The sequence below is a fragment of the Flavobacterium rhizophilum genome (assembly GCF_046000485.1).
GTDB classification, from domain to species: domain Bacteria; phylum Bacteroidota; class Bacteroidia; order Flavobacteriales; family Flavobacteriaceae; genus Flavobacterium; species Flavobacterium rhizophilum.
On record NZ_JBELQB010000007.1, the window covers coordinates 175,534 to 190,640 of the forward strand.

The window sequence follows — 15,107 nt, forward strand, 5'->3', positions numbered from 1 at the left end:
GACCAGCAATTATGGTCCGTCATTTATTTACTAGCAAAAAGTTTTACATCATTTTCAGAGATTTCCCCACCGCCCAAAATAATAAGGCGCTCTACCACATTACGGAGCTCACGGATGTTACCCGTCCAGTCGTACTCCTGTAGCAGTTTTACAGCAGAATCCGAAAATAATTTTGGAGCCGTACCCTGCTCTGCAGCAATTTTACCGGAGAAATGGCTTATTAGTTCAGGAATATCGTCCCTCCTGTCATTAAGTGCCGGAACCTTAATTAAAATTACAGCCAAACGGTGGTATAAATCCTCACGGAAGCGTCCTTCTTCAATTTCCTTTTTAAGATCTTTATTCGTGGCCGCTATTACACGAACATCCACTTTAATATCTTTTTCGGCACCTACCCTTTGTATCATGTTTTCCTGAAGGGCACGTAGTACCTTTGCCTGTGCAGGCAGACTCATATCCCCTATCTCATCAAGAAAAATAGTTCCTTTATCAGCAGCTTCAAACTTACCTGCCCTGTCTTTCACAGCACTGGTAAATGCTCCTTTAACATGACCAAAAAGTTCGCTTTCAATAAGCTCGCTTGGTATAGCCGCACAGTTCACCTCAATAAAGGGAGAAGCACTACGCTCGCTCTTTTCATGCAGCCAGTGTGCCACAAGCTCCTTACCTGTACCGTTTGGCCCTGTAATAAGTACGCGGGCATCTGTTGGGGCAACTTTCTCTATAATATCCTTAATAAGGTTTATAGGTTCGCTGTTCCCTATCATTTCATAGTTTTTGCTTACTTTCTTTTTAAGTCTTTTATTCTCTACTACCAGTGTTTTCCTGTCTAGCGCATTACGTACGGTATTAAGTAAACGATTTAAATCAGGTGGTTTTGAAATGTAATCAAACGCTCCTAAACGCATAGTTTGAACAGCCGTCTCCAAATCACCATGACCGGATATCATTACAAACGGAATTTCAGGCTTTATTTTTTTTATCTCTTCCAGTACTTCAACACCGTCCATTTTAGGCATTTTTATATCACAAAGTACAAGATCAAAATCGTTTTCCTTGATTTTCTCTATACCCTGCTGCCCGTCTTCGGCTTCTTCAATTTTATACGAATCGTTCTCCTCTGCCAGTATTTTTGACAATACCCTGCGGATAGCCGCTTCGTCTTCTATAATAAGTATTTTAGACATACTCTCGTTGATTGTTTGATTTTAAAATTAATATTTAAGCCACTTAAATATTTCTTTATAGCTTGGTTTCTTGCCATACATAAGTATACCGATGCGGTATATTTTTGAGGCGAACCACACCACTGCAAAAAAGGTTCCAAAAAGAATAAGTAGTGAAACTATTATTTGCCACATAGGTACTCCAAAAGGTATACGCATAAGCATTACAATAGGCGATGTTAACGGTATCATGGAGAATACGGTTGCCACAGTACCATGCGGGTCGCTTATAACCGTAAATATTCCCACATAAACCCCAAGCATTAACGGCATTATTATAGGCAGTAAAAACTGCTGAGAATCGGTCTCACTATCTACAGCAGCACCAATTGCAGCATAAAAACTACTGTAGAGGAAGTACCCTCCTATAAAATACAGTAAAAACGAAATAAATATGGTAGCCAGAGGAAGTTTTGCAAACTCCGACAGGTATATTTGTACACTACTCATTGCTTCCTGTGTTGCAGCAGCAGCTTCAGGTTGGGCTGCTGCGCCTCCCATTTGCACTCCAAATACCATGTTAAGTACAAAAAACAGGGTTAGACCCAATATGGCCCATATTAAAAATTGTAATATTCCTGCAAGTGATGTACCTATAATTTTACCCATCATTAGCTGGAATGGCTTAACCGATGATATAATGATTTCTATAATACGATTGGTTTTCTCTTCGATAACGCTTCGCATTACCATATTACCATATATAATAACGAACATCATGATAAGATAGCCCGATAAACCTCCCAAAGCTATTTTAAGAATACTTCCTTCCTTAAATGTCTCTTCACCACTAAACTTACTCAGGTGAATATTCGATTTGGTTTTAGCCTTATCTATTTTGTCAGAATCAAACCCAAGCTGCTTCAAATTGTATTTGGTAAGCTTACTATTTACCACACCTTCAATCTCCGAAACATATTCAAGGTTTGGTGTTTCGTTAGTAATATACTCCACCTTATTGGCCAGTTGTGGCAAGCTGTCTACTTCTGGGACATAAATAAGTCCCAAATAACCTTCAGATGCTTTTTCTTTGGCTTTCTCAAGCGACATGCCAGACAGGTCAGTATATTCAGTATAATCCGTATTTTCAAAATCCGACTTCAGTAAACCTGCTTTATCATAAACGGCTACTTTATTAACTTCGTCACCATTTACACTTGCCAGGTAACCAACAAGGCACCCCATTGCCACAACAAGCAACGGACTCAAAAAAGTCATTACTATAAACGACTTATTTCGCACCTTGGCATTAAATTCTCTTTTTATAATAAGGGATAGGCTCATACTATTTCTGACTTACGGTTTGAATAAAAATATCGTTAACACTAGGTATCTTCTCTACAAAATAGGTTACCTCACCGTGCTGCATTAAATACTGCATCAAATCACGTGGAGAGCCTCCCTGTGGCAGGGTAACAGCCAGTTTAAGTTCGTCGTCAAGCGTTTTAAAATCGGCTTTCTCTGTTTTAAATTTCGTATTGATATCGGCCAGTAACTGCTGGAAATTATAGGGTGCAATCCCCACATCAAAAGTATTGGTTCTGTACTGTTTTTTCACATCGTGCAGTTTACCCTCAATAAGTTTATTGGATTTATGGATAAGCGCAATATGATCACACATCTCCTCCACGCTTTCCATCCTGTGGGTAGAAAATATAACTGTTGCCCCCTTGTCACGAAGCTCCAATATCTCATCTTTAATAAGGTTAGCATTAACAGGGTCAAAACCGCTAAACGGCTCATCAAATATTAACAGTTTAGGTTGGTGCAGCACCGTAACCACAAACTGAATTTTTTGTGCCATACCTTTAGAAAGTTCCTGAATTTTTTTATTCCACCAGCCTTTTATTTCCAGTTTATCAAACCAGTATTCCAGCTGTTTTTTTGCTTCCTCTTTGGAAATCCCTTTAAGCTGTGCCAGGTATAGTGCCTGCTCACCCACTTTCATGGTTTTGTATAGCCCTCTTTCTTCAGGCATGTAACCTATATGGGCAACATGTTCCGGCTTTAGTTTTTCTCCGTCGAGTAAAATCTCACCGCTATCGGGCATTGTAATTTGGTTAATAATTCTTATAAGTGAGGTTTTCCCGGCGCCATTAGGACCTAAAAGTCCGTAAATACTACCTCTGGGAACATCAAGGGAAACGCTGTTTAAAGCTGTATAATCACCATACTGCTTAACAACATTATTTACTTTTAAAATTGAATCCATCTGATTTGATTGTGATGACGTAAAAGTAAAAATTATATAGCGGATACCGAAAAAAATAAAACAGATACCGAAATAGGAAACAATTTAACCCGTAAAGAGCGTTAATAACAACGAAACTATTATAAAAACTACCACTACTATAATCGACACTTTTATATAAAATCGGGTTAGTCGTATAGGCTTGGAAACACTTACCAACCCTTTATCTGCCGAAACAACCCTTATCCGGCAACTGCGGTAAGCATCTTCAACACGGCCTGAATCTTCTTCCCTAAAAAAATACCTTATGTCATTTTCGGGCATCGAATAACTCTCATCAAAATGAAACTCTATTTCCATTGCCAGCAGTTTGGATTCAAACCTTATTTTATCCCTCAACGGGATGCACAACCAGAAATAATCATTATTACTTTTAATATGAGCTATCCTCATTGAAAATTATTTTTTACTTACTAATACAAAAAACAAAGGCTTACATCAAACTAACCCTCTGCAATCATTTCAATAGCCATTCTTGGAGACGGAACCGAAGTACACACCCTTGGATCCATTATGTTTCCGCCAAATCCTGTTTCCTCATCACTCACCTTGTCTTTTATATTTATCAGTTGCTTTATATATTTTTTATCGCCCGAAGCTATAAGCCCCTCTATACCCATAACTTTTGAAAAAGAACTCTTATCTTCCTGCTGAATATAAGTGATAATATATTTTTTTGCTTCAGAAGTGTTTTGCACCCCCATACAACGCATTGCTGATATTTGGGAATGATAATTTTCAGACTCGGCAAACTTTTTAAGCGTATCAAAATCAACCGGAATATTTAACAGATAAGCCGTTTCCAAAGCTACATGCTGATTAAAAAACAAATCAAGTTCATCCTCCTCAAAGCCGGCAACCGGTTTTGAAAGATATTCCTCTATAAACTTTTTAACTTCAACATCATTTACTTTTTTGTTATGATAATAGTTCCAAATTTGGGAATAAGTCATTTCATACACTTTAGGATCAACCGCTGCCTGATGATAGGTATGCCTGTAAGTTGCATGTACAGAACCATCGACAATTATATCAAAACCTGACGATGGAGTTGGTATCATATAATTACCGTTATCACCTTTCTTTAAAAAGAAATACCCTTCATCACCTTCTTTAAAATGAAGTTCAGGCCCATGCCCTCCGCTCATACTACATAACTCCAACATAAAAAAGCCGTCTATTTTAATCTGACCTGTCAAAACCCTCCCAAAAGACTTCACAACATTTACAGTAACAACGGTATCGTTAACCTTAATAACACTCCCGTAAACAAAACAGTCAGACTTTTGGATAATCTCTTTTTGCCATGGTTCATCCCATGTGGTTGCATTAACAATAAACGAGGTAAAAAGAACAAGTAAAAAGGTAAGATGATTTTTCATAATTAAATTAAGTTAGTTACACACAAGTATACTCAATTTTACCATGGTTTGCAATTCCGTTTTATATAAAATACCTTTGCAGCCAATTAGCTAATCTCTTGGAAAAAGACACCTACAAAACACTCGCAGCCCCATCGGAAGAAACACTTTTCAAGGAAAAGAACAGTAAGTTCTTCGGTTACGCTTTTCCCGTAACCAGTGAAGACGAGGTAAAATCCATACTGGAAAACATTAAAAAGCAACACCATTCGGCACGCCACTGGTGTTATGCCTTCCAACTGGGTACTGATGAGAAAAAACTATACTATCGCGCTAACGACGACGGCGAACCTAACAATAGCGCCGGAATGCCCATATACGGACAGATACAATCGTTTGATGTTACGAATGTACTGGTTATATCAGTCAGATACTTTGGCGGAGTAAAACTTGGAGTGGGCGGACTGATAACAGCTTACCGTACTTCGGCACAAATGGCACTGGAAGCATCGGAGATAATAGAGAAAACAATCGATGTTCATTACCAAATTAAATTCGGTTACCATAATATGAACAAGGTTATGCGCGTTATTAAAGAAAAGAACCTAAACATAGTCGCTCAAAAAATGGAGATGGACTGTGAAGTAACGATTAGTACCCGAAAGAAAAATGCCCCAATGGTATTTGAGGCATTTAACAGTTTATACGAGATAGAAATCAAGGAAGTCTGACTTAGGTTTTGCAGTTTGTGTGTAATTTAACAATCTGTTAAATTTAATTAATTTTTAACTAATTGCATTTTCTCGGCAACATAGCCGGGAGGAGTAACAGGACGACCTGTTTTCATGTCTACAAACACCAAAACTGAGTTGCCGGTTGTTAATAACTCACCTGCCTCATTTAGGATTTCGTAGTCAAATTCTATCTTCACAGATTCCTGTTTTTTGAAGATAGTACGAACTGTTAACAAATCATCATATCGGGCTGGTTTTTTGTAATTCATTAACAAGGAGACAACAGGTAACATAACACCGTTTTGCTCCATAAACTTATACGTAAGTCCCAGATTTCTAAGCCATTCTACACGCCCCATTTCAAAGTACTGAGCGTAGTTACCGTGGTAAACAACCCCCATCTGATCGGTTTCAGCATATCTGACCCTTACACTAAATTCATGAATTTTCATATTTTTTTACTGTTAATTTTGTTTTAATTTTTATTTAAATTCGCTTACAATATTTTTTTAAAAAAATCAATATGCAAACCATTTTTTTTTAAAAAAAATTGTTTACATATTTGTTCTCCCGTAGAGGAGTAAAATTCTCTGTTTTTTCTTTTGCAAAACAACCAATAATAAACATTTAATTTTCAGATATATGACTAAAACTGCGCAATCGGTATGGGAGAACTGTCTGGCATTCATAAAGGACAATATTCAGGAGCAGGCCTACAAGACCTGGTTTGAGCCGATTAGAGCAGTAGAACTGGCTGATAATTCTCTTTACATACAGGTGCCCAGTAAATTCTTTTATGAATGGCTGGAAGAACACTATGTAAAACTGCTTAAGGTTGCCCTTACAAAAGAACTTGGAAACGGTGCAAAGTTACTCTATAAAATTAAAATGGAGAACACTTACGGTAACAAACAACCGTTCACCGAACAACTACCAAGTGCTAACCGTATTCCTGTTAAACCACAGGAAGTAGATGTACCGTTACAAAACAAAAACCCGGAACTTAAAAACCCATTTGTTATACCGGGAATCAGAAACGTAAAAATCGAATCCCAGCTTAACTCTAACTACAGCTTTGACAACTTCCTTGAAGGTGACTCAAACAGGTTGGCACGTTCGGCAGGTATGGCCGTAGCAAACAAACCCGGTGGAACTTCATTCAATCCGCTACTTATATTTGGTGGTGTAGGTTTGGGTAAAACCCACCTTGCACACGCTATTGGTGTGGAGATAAAAGAGAAATTCCCTGAGAAAACGGTTTTATACATTTCTGCAGAGATTTTCACACAACAGTATATAGACTCTGTTAAACGAAACACAAGAAACGACTTTATCCATTTTTACCAATTGATAGATGTACTTATTATAGATGATGTACAATTCCTATCTGGTAAAACAGGAACACAGGACGTTTTCTTCCACATATTTAATCACCTGCACCAAAACGGAAAACAGGTTATCCTTACTTCAGATAAGGCTCCTGTAGATATGCAGGATATTGAACAAAGGCTTTTATCCCGTTTTAAATGGGGCCTTTCTGCCGAGCTTCACCAACCGGATTATGAAACAAGGATTTCCATCCTTAAAAACATACTATACCGTGACGGTGTAGATATGCCGGAAGAAATTGTGGAATATGTAGCCAAAAACATCAAATCAAACGTTCGCGAACTTGAAGGCGCTATCATATCATTAATAGCACAATCATCTTTCAATAAGCGTGAAGTAACCATAGACCTTGCAAAACAGGTAGTGGAAAAGTTTGTAAAAAATGTAAAACGAGAAATATCTATAGACTACATTCAAAAAGTAGTTTCAGATTATTTCCAGTTGGATATAGACACATTACAGTCAAAAACCAGAAAACGTCACGTAGTACAGGCGCGTCAGTTAGCTATGTTCTTTGCTAAAAAGTTCACTAAGGCTTCACTGGCAAACATCGGCTCCCAAATTGGAGACCGTGACCACGCCACTGTATTACACGCATGTAAAACGGTTGACAACCTGGTTTCTACAGACAAGCAATTCCGTAAATTTGTTGACGATATCAACAAAAAATTATCGATATAATGCCCGTTAAAGTTTTAATGGTGTGCCTGGGAAACATTTGCCGTTCTCCCCTGGCTGAAGGTATTTTACAATCTAAGCTTCCATCTGATAAGTTTAGGGTAGATTCTGCCGGAACAGGCGGATGGCACGTAGGTCAATTGCCGGACAAACGTTCGGTAACAACTGCGAGAGAACGCGGATTAGACATTACACACCAAAGGGCCCGACAGTTTAAGGTTAGCGACTTTACCGAATTTGATCATATTTTTGTTATGGACACCTCTAACCTTAAAGATGTTTTAAAACTTGCCCCAAATGATAAGGCTAAAACCAAAGTAAGCCTTATGATGGATGCATTACATCCGGGAGAAAGCATTAATGTACCCGACCCTTATTACGGAGGTCCTGAAGGTTTTAACAATGTATATGATATGCTTGATGAAGCCTGCCAGATTGTAGCCAGCAAACTTATTAACGATAACGCCTAATGAAAACAATAGGAAAACTATACCTGTTACCCGTACCTCTTGGTCCTGATGCCAATCCAAAAGAAGTGCTTCCGGAAACGGTAGAGCGATCTGTTGAATTTATCGACCATTATATCGTGGAAAACGAAAAAACGGCCCGCCGTTTTATCAAAGCCATACTACCTACTAAAAAACAGCCTGATCTAAAGTTATCTGTACTTAACAAACGTACCGAAGCTCATGAATATGATGATTTCCTAAAACCTTGCTTTGAAGGTTTTAACGTAGGCTTAATGAGTGAAGCCGGATGCCCCGGTGTAGCCGATCCCGGCGCTGCCGTTGTTAAACTGGCACACGAAAAAGGGATACAGGTAGTACCACTTGTAGGTCCGTCATCCATACTACTTGCCATGATGACATCGGGCATGAACGGGCAAAGCTTTGCCTTTAATGGCTATCTCCCTATTGATAAGGGTGAAAAGAAAAATGCTCTTAAAAACTATGAAAGGCTTTCTAACGAGAAAAGTCAGTCACAGCTTTTTATAGAAACACCATACAGAAACAATAAACTTATTGAAGATATACTTCAAATACTGCAACCTTCTACTCATTTATGTATCGCCTGCGATATTACACTACCTACAGAGTACATAAAAACAAAAACGGTAGCACAATGGAAAAAAGAAAAGCCCGACCTGCATAACAGACCGAGCATTTTTATAATTCATAAGTTTTAGACTAATAGTCGTTTTCTTCCCTTCGTTTTTGTTCGGCAAGGATTAACTCCTCGTCAACATCAAAAACATATTTATTTAAAACCGCAACCACATCTTCAAAAGAGAAACAGATACTTATTTCCTTTTGGATTATATCAGCCTCCTCATATTGGGTAATTATACCTTCATCATAATCTATACATCTTAAAACCTCATCTTTAAGGTCTTCAATATGATATTCTCCGGCATGTTCCCAAACAGGTTCTACTTCAAAGTCCGGATTGTATAAGGTATGTGCCACTACCCTGTTTACCAGTGTATCTTCAAAAAATTCTGATTTCAGGAAATAGCGCCATATATTACCATCCTTATCATATAAAAGGGAATGATTATCTTTTATAAGAAGTTCTGTAGCAGGAGCTTTTTTTAAGTTCTCCTCCTCAGGAATCAAATCTACATGATGAGAGTCGTATATATCAACTAACGGAAATTCGGGTTTCTCCATAAATAAGGTACTTTATCATAAAAATAAACTTATTTATTTAACGCAGAAACTCCAAAATATTTTTTCTTTATCCAAAAAGCTAAGTTAACTAATGCTATAAGAGCAGGTACTTCTACTAACGGACCAATAACTCCAGCAAAAGCCTGACCGCTGTTTATTCCAAATACTCCAATCGCTACAGCTATAGCCAACTCAAAGTTATTACCTGCCGCTGTAAATGATATGGCTGCAGACTGACTATAGTCTGCCCCTGTTTTTTTAGCGACAAAAAAGCTAACCACAAACATTATCACAAAGTATATGGATAACGGTATTGCTATTCGCAGTACGTCCATTGGGATTTCAACAATAAGTTTACCTTTAAGACTAAACATTACTACTATAGTAAACAATAAAGCTATAAGGGTAAACGGAGATATAAACGGAATGTATTTATTATTGAACCACTCTTCACCCTTCAACTTAATTAATATATAACGCGATGCTATACCCGCCACAAACGGAATACCCAAATATATAGCAACACTCTCGGCAATATCACCCATTGTTACAGCAACCTCAAGTCCGGTTATACCAAACAGCGGAGGTAAAAGCGTAATGAACACATAAGCATATATACTATACAATAGCACCTGAAAAATACTGTTTAAAGCCACAAGCCCCGCAGCATATTCCCTGTTACCTTCGGCAAGTTCGTTCCAAACCATTACCATAGCAATACAGCGGGCAATACCAATCAAAATAAGTCCCGACATATACTCAGGATAACCTTTTAAAAATAAAATCGCCAGTACAAACATAACTACAGGCCCAATTACCCAGTTAAGCAAAAGGGAAGCCCCTAGCACTTTTGTATTTCTGAAAACCTTACCTATATTTTCATATTTCACTTTAGCAAGCGGAGGATACATCATAACAATTAACCCCGCTGCAAGCGGAATATTTGTTGTACCACTTGAAAACGAATTGATAAAACTTTCAACATTAGGAGAAAAGTAGCCTATAGCTACACCAAGGACCATTGCAGTAAAAATCCAAAGAGTAAGATAACGGTCTAAAAAACCTAATTTTTTCCTTTCGGCAGCCGGAGCACAATTATTCACACTCATACATCATAGTATTATAGAATAATATTTCCTGCCTCTACCATTTGTAGACCCTAAACGACACTTAAAAGTTTACCGGCAAAGGACAGAAAATATCACTCTTTATATGGCCATCATATTTATAAAATCTTCGCAGTAAGTTTTAATCATACCACGCACCCTCCTAAACTCGGCAGCTATCTCCTCTTCAGTTCCCTCATATTTTGACGGATCGGGGAAATTATAGTGAAAACGCTGTGCCTTTGAGGGGAAGAACGGACAATTCTCCTTAGCATTATCACAAACCGTGATAATAAAATCAAAGTCTATATTACTATACTCCTCCACGTTATTAGACGTATGCCCGGATATGTCAATACCATCCTCCTTCATAAAAGCAATTGCCTTTGGATTAACACCATGTGTTTCCACACCCGCACTATAAACCTCTGCCCTACCTTCGGCAAAATATTTTAAATAACCATGCGCCATCTGGCTACGGCAGCTATTGCCCGTACATAATACTAAAATTTTTTTCATCTTATTTTAATTAACAGCAACCTCCTCCCGGTGTACAGCAGGACTGCTCGTTTTTAACTTCATTTTCTTTTTGGGCTTCGATAATACCACAGGCATCTTCTGCTAGGCAGGCCGTATTTTTAACGATAAGAACAAAATCCTTCCCGTCAAAATCAAGTCCGTACTTATTAATAGTCACTCCTTGGTATTCCACTTCAATCTCACTGTCTTCCATCCCGAGTACTCGTTCTGAAAGCGCAATTATATTACGTAGTTTTTTAGGTTTAAGCCTGTGTTCAAAATCGTTAGCATCCCATAGCTGGAAATTAGCCACAACCTCTTTCCTTACTGTTCCGCCACAGTCTATAAAATTGCGGGTTACAACACCCACTTCTGTTACATGAAAATGTTCGGGTACATAGCCTCCGTCCGGGAAACGGAAATTTACAGTTTCGACCGTTTCAAGTATTGTTTTGATTTCAGACAACCTCATATGCATTCATTTTAATTAACAACAATCAAATTTCTTTTTGGAAAGCGACACTGTAATATGGTCAAAAAACGATTTTATTTTTTTAAATCCTTTTTCATCTATACAGTAACAAATCGCTGTCCCTTCAATATTTCCTTTTATAAGTCCGGCATTTTTAAGCTCTTTTAAATGCTGAGATACCGTTGGCTGTGCCAGTGGCAATACTCCTACTATATCACCGCATATACAGGAATCAACCTTTAGTAGGTATTCTATAATGGCAATACGTGCCGGATGCCCTAAAGCTTTTGCCAAAGAAGCCAGCTCGTTCTGCTCTTTTGTAAACTGATCTGATTTAGTAGCTCCCATATTATTATATTTATATATTGCAATATTACGATTAAAGAGATTACAAAAAACGATTTCAACGTTAATTTTTGATTAAGAAAACCTGTAATACTACCCCATAAAAACGGTTTGCAAAAAAAGCCCTATTTTTGCGCCTTCTAAAACCGCAGCCTGCGCTAATCTATTAAAATACAACACTTTTATAATGAACAAAATTTTCAACCTGTTTGATTTTTCACAGAAAGTAAATTATAAAAACGAAATACTTGCCGGACTTACCGTTGCCATGACCATGATACCCGAATCGCTTTCATTTGCGATACTGGCAGGCTTTCCTCCCCTTGTAGGACTGTATGCTGCCTTTATTATGGGGCTTATCACCTCGGTTTTTGGCGGACGCCCGGGACTGGTATCGGGTGGTGCCGGTGCAACAGTAGTAGTACTTATCGCCCTAATGCAATCGCATGGAATTGAATATGTTTTTGGAGCAGTTGCCCTCGCCGGAGTATTACAGATAACGGTTGGGCTTTTTAAACTAGGAAAGTTTATCAGGCTGGTACCACAACCTGTTATGTATGGTTTTGTAAACGGGCTTGCTGTTATTATTTTTATGTCTCAGCTGGAACAGTTTAAAAACGGAGAAAGCTGGCTTAACGGAACTCCGCTATTTATCATGGGGGCACTTGTGGCACTTACCGTCGCCGTAGTACTTTTATTCCCTAAAATCACTAAAGCAGTACCGGCATCTCTGGCCGCTATTATAGTGGTATTTTTAGTTGTTATAGGTTTTGGTATCGAAACAAAAACTGTTGAAGATATAGCATCGGTACAGGGAGGTTTCCCACCATTTCACATACCGGAAATACCTTTTACCCTTGAAGCTCTTAAAATAATATTTCCTTATTCTCTTATTATGGCAGCAGTAGGTCTTACCGAAGGACTGCTAACCCTTAATCTTGTAGATGAGATTACTAAAACAAGAGGAAACAGCAACAGGGAATGTTTAGCACAGGGAGCTGCAAACATTACTAACGGATTCTTTTTCGGGATGGGTGGATGCCCTATGATTGCTCAAACACTAGTAAACCTTTCGGCAGGATCAAGAGCCAGATTATCAGGAATCATAGCATCATTAACCATATTGGTTATTATACTTGTTGGTGCCCCTGTTATAGGTAAACTCCCAATGGCAGCACTTACCGGAGTAATGATCATGGTAGCAATAGGTACTTTTGAGTGGGCCAGTTTCAGTATCATCAACAAAATGCCGAAATCAGATATTATTACCGGTATACTGGTAGCTCTTATTACCATTTTTATGCACAACCTTGCCCTTGCCGTATTAATAGGAGTTATCATATCGGCACTGGTATTCGCATGGGAAAGTGCCAAGCGCATACGCGCAAGGCACTATATAGATGAAAATGGCATTAAACATTATGAAATTTACGGACCACTTTTCTTTGGCTCCACAACCGTGTTTGCCGAAAAGTTTGACATAGATAACGATCCGCAGGAAGTGATTATCGACTTTAAGGAAAGTCGAGTGTCAGACATGTCGGCAATAGAAGCCCTTAACGGTATCACTAAAAAGTATCATGAAGCAGGAAAAACTGTTCATTTAAGACACCTTAGTGAAGACTGTAAAAGACTATTAAAAAATGCCGAAGCCGTTATTGATGTAAACATTATGGAAGATCCTACTTATAAAGTAGTGACCGATATCCATAATTAAACAATACGTTTTTCAATATACTTAGAGTTCATTATGCGCACGATACCCATGTAGTCCATAGTGAACTCTACTAAATCTCCTACTTTATACCCTTTAGGATTCTCTCCTAAATCAAGCACCACCATATCAGATGTAGCACCGGCATATTTAATATCGGTATCAGTAGTATCAAGATGCTTCATATCTATATCCAGAAGCCCTATATCTATAATGGCACGTATTGAGGTCTTACCTTGATTGTTTTCGTCAAAATCAAAAGTATCCCCTTCAAGATTCGTTCCCATTTCACCACTGGGAATCATAGGTTTTTCATACAGCTCAATAACTTCAGCATAAAGCTTAAAGATATCATTTTCCATGTGGTCAAACTGCTCACCGTTGTAAACATCTGTACCCATAAAAAGAGTTTCACCTACTCTAAAGTGATTTATACCAACCGGCATAAGCCCCTGCTTAACCAATGGTATCGTTACCGAGGAACCTCCTGAAATAAAAGGGATTTTTACATTGAACTTAACTTCTACCAACTGCTTATAAAGGCTAAGCTGTATAAGTTTATCGTTATTAGGAAGAACACCATAAAGGCAGGATAGGTTTGTACCCAAGCCAATAATCTCAATATTCTTCATTTGGAAAACCTGCGAATAGAAACCTACAAAGTCTTCACGCATTACACCCTCACGCAGTTCCCCCAAGTCAATCATAATAATAATTTTATGGGTAACACCCTGCTTCTGGGCTTCTTTAGAAAGCATTTCAATAGTCCTGAAATCAGTATTCATACTGATGTCGGCATATTTTATCACATCCTTAATAGCGCCTTTTGCAGGTGGCTTAATGTAAATAGTCTCTACATTCCCATCAATTGCCTTGATTGTTTTAAGGTTGCTTATCCTGGAATCAGAATACTGACTGATTCCCATTTTAAGAAGTTCGGTAAGGTAGTCTTTGTTACCACATAGTATTTTTGTAACAACCGACCAGTATATGTTGTTTTCTTTAAAAAACGAGTTTAAATAGTTAAAGTTCTTTTTTAATTTTTTTGTATCTAGTGTTATAAAAGCCATTAGATTGTTTTTTTGTATCTCATTTCAAGATACTTATTTGTAAATCCAAGATTCTCATAAAGTCTTTTCGCAGGATTATCGGGTTCAACATGCAATGCCACATCTCCGTTACTGGATTCAAGTGCCTCCTGCATTAGTTTCTTACCAATACCTTTACCTCTCTGGTTTGGATCTGTTGCGATGTATACCAAAATATTTTCCGGTATATAACCGCCCATTCCGGTTTCATTTATCACCACAGCACCTACTATAGCGTTGTTTTCTTCAAGCCTGGCCGTAAGCACAAGTCCGCCTGTGGTTTTATTCTTCTCATTATTCTTATTTAAAGCATAATTAACTGCTTTGTTAATATCATCCTCAGGGTCTCCATACTGTTCTAGGCTTTTGTACAAAAAGTTAACAACTTCTTTTTGTAATTCATTATTCATAGATTCATTTGGATGATATTTTTGAATTTTTATCATTCTTTTTTGTTTAAAATTAGAAAAAACGCAAGATAACTCTTTAAAAAGCCAATTAAAAACTATTCCTGTTAAAAAATGTTAATATTAGTTTTTATACCATTAAAATTA

18 protein-coding genes are annotated in these 15,107 nt (G+C 37.8%); 5 read left to right on the forward strand and 13 right to left on the reverse strand.

Annotated features, from left to right (window positions below; translation table 11 throughout):
- Positions 1-23 precede the first annotated feature (23 nt).
- From ABS768_RS11005 to ABS768_RS11025, 5 genes are all read right to left on the reverse strand, one after another.
- Positions 24-1,187, reverse strand: a complete 1,164-nt coding sequence (locus tag ABS768_RS11005) for a sigma-54-dependent transcriptional regulator (RefSeq protein WP_408075013.1) — start codon at positions 1,185-1,187, stop codon at positions 24-26.
- Between the two features lie 27 nt (positions 1,188-1,214).
- Complete coding sequence (locus tag ABS768_RS11010) at positions 1,215-2,510, reverse strand: ABC transporter permease (RefSeq protein WP_408075014.1); 1,296 nt, start codon at positions 2,508-2,510, stop codon at positions 1,215-1,217.
- Between the two features lies 1 nt (position 2,511).
- Complete coding sequence (locus ABS768_RS11015; RefSeq protein WP_408075015.1) at positions 2,512-3,438, reverse strand: ABC transporter ATP-binding protein; 927 nt, start codon at positions 3,436-3,438, stop codon at positions 2,512-2,514.
- A gap of 84 nt (positions 3,439-3,522) precedes the next feature.
- Entirely contained in the window at positions 3,523-3,870 is a 348-nt protein-coding gene (locus ABS768_RS11020) for a hypothetical protein (RefSeq protein WP_408075016.1), read from the reverse strand.
- Positions 3,871-3,920: 50 nt separating this feature from the next.
- Complete coding sequence (locus ABS768_RS11025) at positions 3,921-4,859, reverse strand: hypothetical protein (RefSeq protein WP_408075017.1); 939 nt, start codon at positions 4,857-4,859, stop codon at positions 3,921-3,923.
- Between the two features lie 98 nt (positions 4,860-4,957).
- Here ABS768_RS11025 and ABS768_RS11030 point away from each other — a divergent pair, with 98 nt between their 5' ends.
- Entirely contained in the window at positions 4,958-5,569 is a 612-nt protein-coding gene (locus tag ABS768_RS11030; RefSeq protein ID WP_408075018.1) for an IMPACT family protein, read from the forward strand.
- Positions 5,570-5,616: 47 nt separating this feature from the next.
- Here ABS768_RS11030 and ABS768_RS11035 read toward each other — a convergent pair whose 3' ends face one another.
- Positions 5,617-6,024 (reverse strand): acyl-CoA thioesterase, encoded by a 408-nt coding sequence (locus ABS768_RS11035; RefSeq protein WP_408075019.1) that lies wholly within the window; start codon positions 6,022-6,024, stop codon positions 5,617-5,619.
- A 190-nt stretch (positions 6,025-6,214) separates the two neighbouring features.
- Here ABS768_RS11035 and dnaA point away from each other — a divergent pair, with 190 nt between their 5' ends.
- Genes dnaA through ABS768_RS11050 form a run of 3 tightly spaced genes read left to right on the forward strand, consistent with a single transcriptional unit; the run spans position 6,215 to position 8,825 of the window.
- Positions 6,215-7,642 carry a chromosomal replication initiator protein DnaA gene (gene dnaA / locus ABS768_RS11040; RefSeq protein WP_408075020.1) on the forward strand — a complete coding sequence of 476 codons (1,428 nt, stop codon included), beginning with the start codon at positions 6,215-6,217 and terminating at the stop codon, positions 7,640-7,642.
- A complete protein-coding gene (locus tag ABS768_RS11045; RefSeq protein ID WP_408075021.1) occupies positions 7,642-8,109 on the forward strand; it encodes a low molecular weight protein-tyrosine-phosphatase in 468 nt (155 codons plus the stop codon). The genes dnaA and ABS768_RS11045 overlap by 1 nt, the downstream gene beginning before the upstream one ends.
- The gene (locus ABS768_RS11050; protein ID WP_408075022.1) at positions 8,109-8,825 is read left to right on the forward strand and encodes an SAM-dependent methyltransferase; all 717 of its coding nucleotides are present in this window, start codon (positions 8,109-8,111) and stop codon (positions 8,823-8,825) included. Before ABS768_RS11045 ends, ABS768_RS11050 begins: the two co-directional genes overlap by 1 nt.
- 1 nt (position 8,826) lies before the next feature.
- Here ABS768_RS11050 and ABS768_RS11055 read toward each other — a convergent pair whose 3' ends face one another.
- The 5 genes from ABS768_RS11055 to ABS768_RS11075 form a co-directional block, all read right to left on the reverse strand.
- Entirely contained in the window at positions 8,827-9,309 is a 483-nt protein-coding gene (locus ABS768_RS11055; protein WP_408075023.1) for a hypothetical protein, read from the reverse strand.
- Positions 9,310-9,338: 29 nt separating this feature from the next.
- Complete coding sequence (gene arsB / locus ABS768_RS11060) at positions 9,339-10,418, reverse strand: ACR3 family arsenite efflux transporter (protein ID WP_408075024.1); 1,080 nt, start codon at positions 10,416-10,418, stop codon at positions 9,339-9,341.
- Positions 10,419-10,517: 99 nt separating this feature from the next.
- On the reverse strand, positions 10,518-10,934 hold the full coding sequence (locus ABS768_RS11065) for an arsenate reductase ArsC (protein ID WP_408075025.1): 417 nt from the start codon (positions 10,932-10,934) through the stop codon (positions 10,518-10,520).
- A gap of 10 nt (positions 10,935-10,944) precedes the next feature.
- A complete protein-coding gene (locus ABS768_RS11070) occupies positions 10,945-11,406 on the reverse strand; it encodes a DUF6428 family protein (protein ID WP_408075026.1) in 462 nt (153 codons plus the stop codon).
- Positions 11,407-11,421: 15 nt separating this feature from the next.
- Positions 11,422-11,754, reverse strand: a complete 333-nt coding sequence (locus tag ABS768_RS11075; RefSeq protein ID WP_408075027.1) for an ArsR/SmtB family transcription factor — start codon at positions 11,752-11,754, stop codon at positions 11,422-11,424.
- Between the two features lie 184 nt (positions 11,755-11,938).
- On the opposite strand from ABS768_RS11075, the gene ABS768_RS11080 reads away from it, so the two are divergent.
- On the forward strand, positions 11,939-13,468 hold the full coding sequence (locus ABS768_RS11080; RefSeq protein ID WP_408075028.1) for a SulP family inorganic anion transporter: 1,530 nt from the start codon (positions 11,939-11,941) through the stop codon (positions 13,466-13,468).
- On the opposite strand, the gene ABS768_RS11085 is transcribed toward ABS768_RS11080, so the two are convergent.
- Both ABS768_RS11085 and ABS768_RS11090 read right to left on the reverse strand, forming a co-directional pair.
- On the reverse strand, positions 13,465-14,535 hold the full coding sequence (locus tag ABS768_RS11085) for an alanine racemase (RefSeq protein ID WP_408075029.1): 1,071 nt from the start codon (positions 14,533-14,535) through the stop codon (positions 13,465-13,467). The two genes, ABS768_RS11080 and ABS768_RS11085, sit on opposite strands and share 4 nt — an antisense overlap.
- Positions 14,535-14,999 carry a GNAT family N-acetyltransferase gene (locus tag ABS768_RS11090; protein ID WP_408075030.1) on the reverse strand — a complete coding sequence of 155 codons (465 nt, stop codon included), beginning with the start codon at positions 14,997-14,999 and terminating at the stop codon, positions 14,535-14,537. The genes ABS768_RS11085 and ABS768_RS11090 overlap by 1 nt, the downstream gene beginning before the upstream one ends.
- Positions 15,000-15,107 lie beyond the last annotated feature (108 nt).

Bases quoted from the DNA above. Each gene is read 5' to 3' on its own strand.
- ABS768_RS11005 (WP_408075013.1), bottom strand. From the start codon at position 1,187: ATGTCTAAAATACTTATTATAGAAGACGAAGCGGCTATCCGCAGGGTA.
- ABS768_RS11010 (WP_408075014.1), bottom strand. From the start codon at position 2,510: ATGAGCCTATCCCTTATTATAAAAAGAGAATTTAATGCCAAGGTGCGA.
- ABS768_RS11015 (WP_408075015.1), bottom strand. From the start codon at position 3,438: ATGGATTCAATTTTAAAAGTAAATAATGTTGTTAAGCAGTATGGTGAT.
- ABS768_RS11020 (WP_408075016.1), bottom strand. From the start codon at position 3,870: ATGAGGATAGCTCATATTAAAAGTAATAATGATTATTTCTGGTTGTGC.
- ABS768_RS11025 (WP_408075017.1), bottom strand. From the start codon at position 4,859: ATGAAAAATCATCTTACCTTTTTACTTGTTCTTTTTACCTCGTTTATT.
- ABS768_RS11035 (WP_408075019.1), bottom strand. From the start codon at position 6,024: ATGAAAATTCATGAATTTAGTGTAAGGGTCAGATATGCTGAAACCGAT.
- dnaA (WP_408075020.1), top strand. From the start codon at position 6,215: ATGACTAAAACTGCGCAATCGGTATGGGAGAACTGTCTGGCATTCATA.
- ABS768_RS11045 (WP_408075021.1), top strand. From the start codon at position 7,642: ATGCCCGTTAAAGTTTTAATGGTGTGCCTGGGAAACATTTGCCGTTCT.
- ABS768_RS11050 (WP_408075022.1), top strand. From the start codon at position 8,109: ATGAAAACAATAGGAAAACTATACCTGTTACCCGTACCTCTTGGTCCT.
- ABS768_RS11055 (WP_408075023.1), bottom strand. From the start codon at position 9,309: ATGGAGAAACCCGAATTTCCGTTAGTTGATATATACGACTCTCATCAT.
- arsB (WP_408075024.1), bottom strand. From the start codon at position 10,418: ATGAGTGTGAATAATTGTGCTCCGGCTGCCGAAAGGAAAAAATTAGGT.
- ABS768_RS11065 (WP_408075025.1), bottom strand. From the start codon at position 10,934: ATGAAAAAAATTTTAGTATTATGTACGGGCAATAGCTGCCGTAGCCAG.
- ABS768_RS11070 (WP_408075026.1), bottom strand. From the start codon at position 11,406: ATGAGGTTGTCTGAAATCAAAACAATACTTGAAACGGTCGAAACTGTA.
- ABS768_RS11075 (WP_408075027.1), bottom strand. From the start codon at position 11,754: ATGGGAGCTACTAAATCAGATCAGTTTACAAAAGAGCAGAACGAGCTG.
- ABS768_RS11080 (WP_408075028.1), top strand. From the start codon at position 11,939: ATGAACAAAATTTTCAACCTGTTTGATTTTTCACAGAAAGTAAATTAT.
- ABS768_RS11085 (WP_408075029.1), bottom strand. From the start codon at position 14,535: ATGGCTTTTATAACACTAGATACAAAAAAATTAAAAAAGAACTTTAAC.
- ABS768_RS11090 (WP_408075030.1), bottom strand. From the start codon at position 14,999: ATGATAAAAATTCAAAAATATCATCCAAATGAATCTATGAATAATGAA.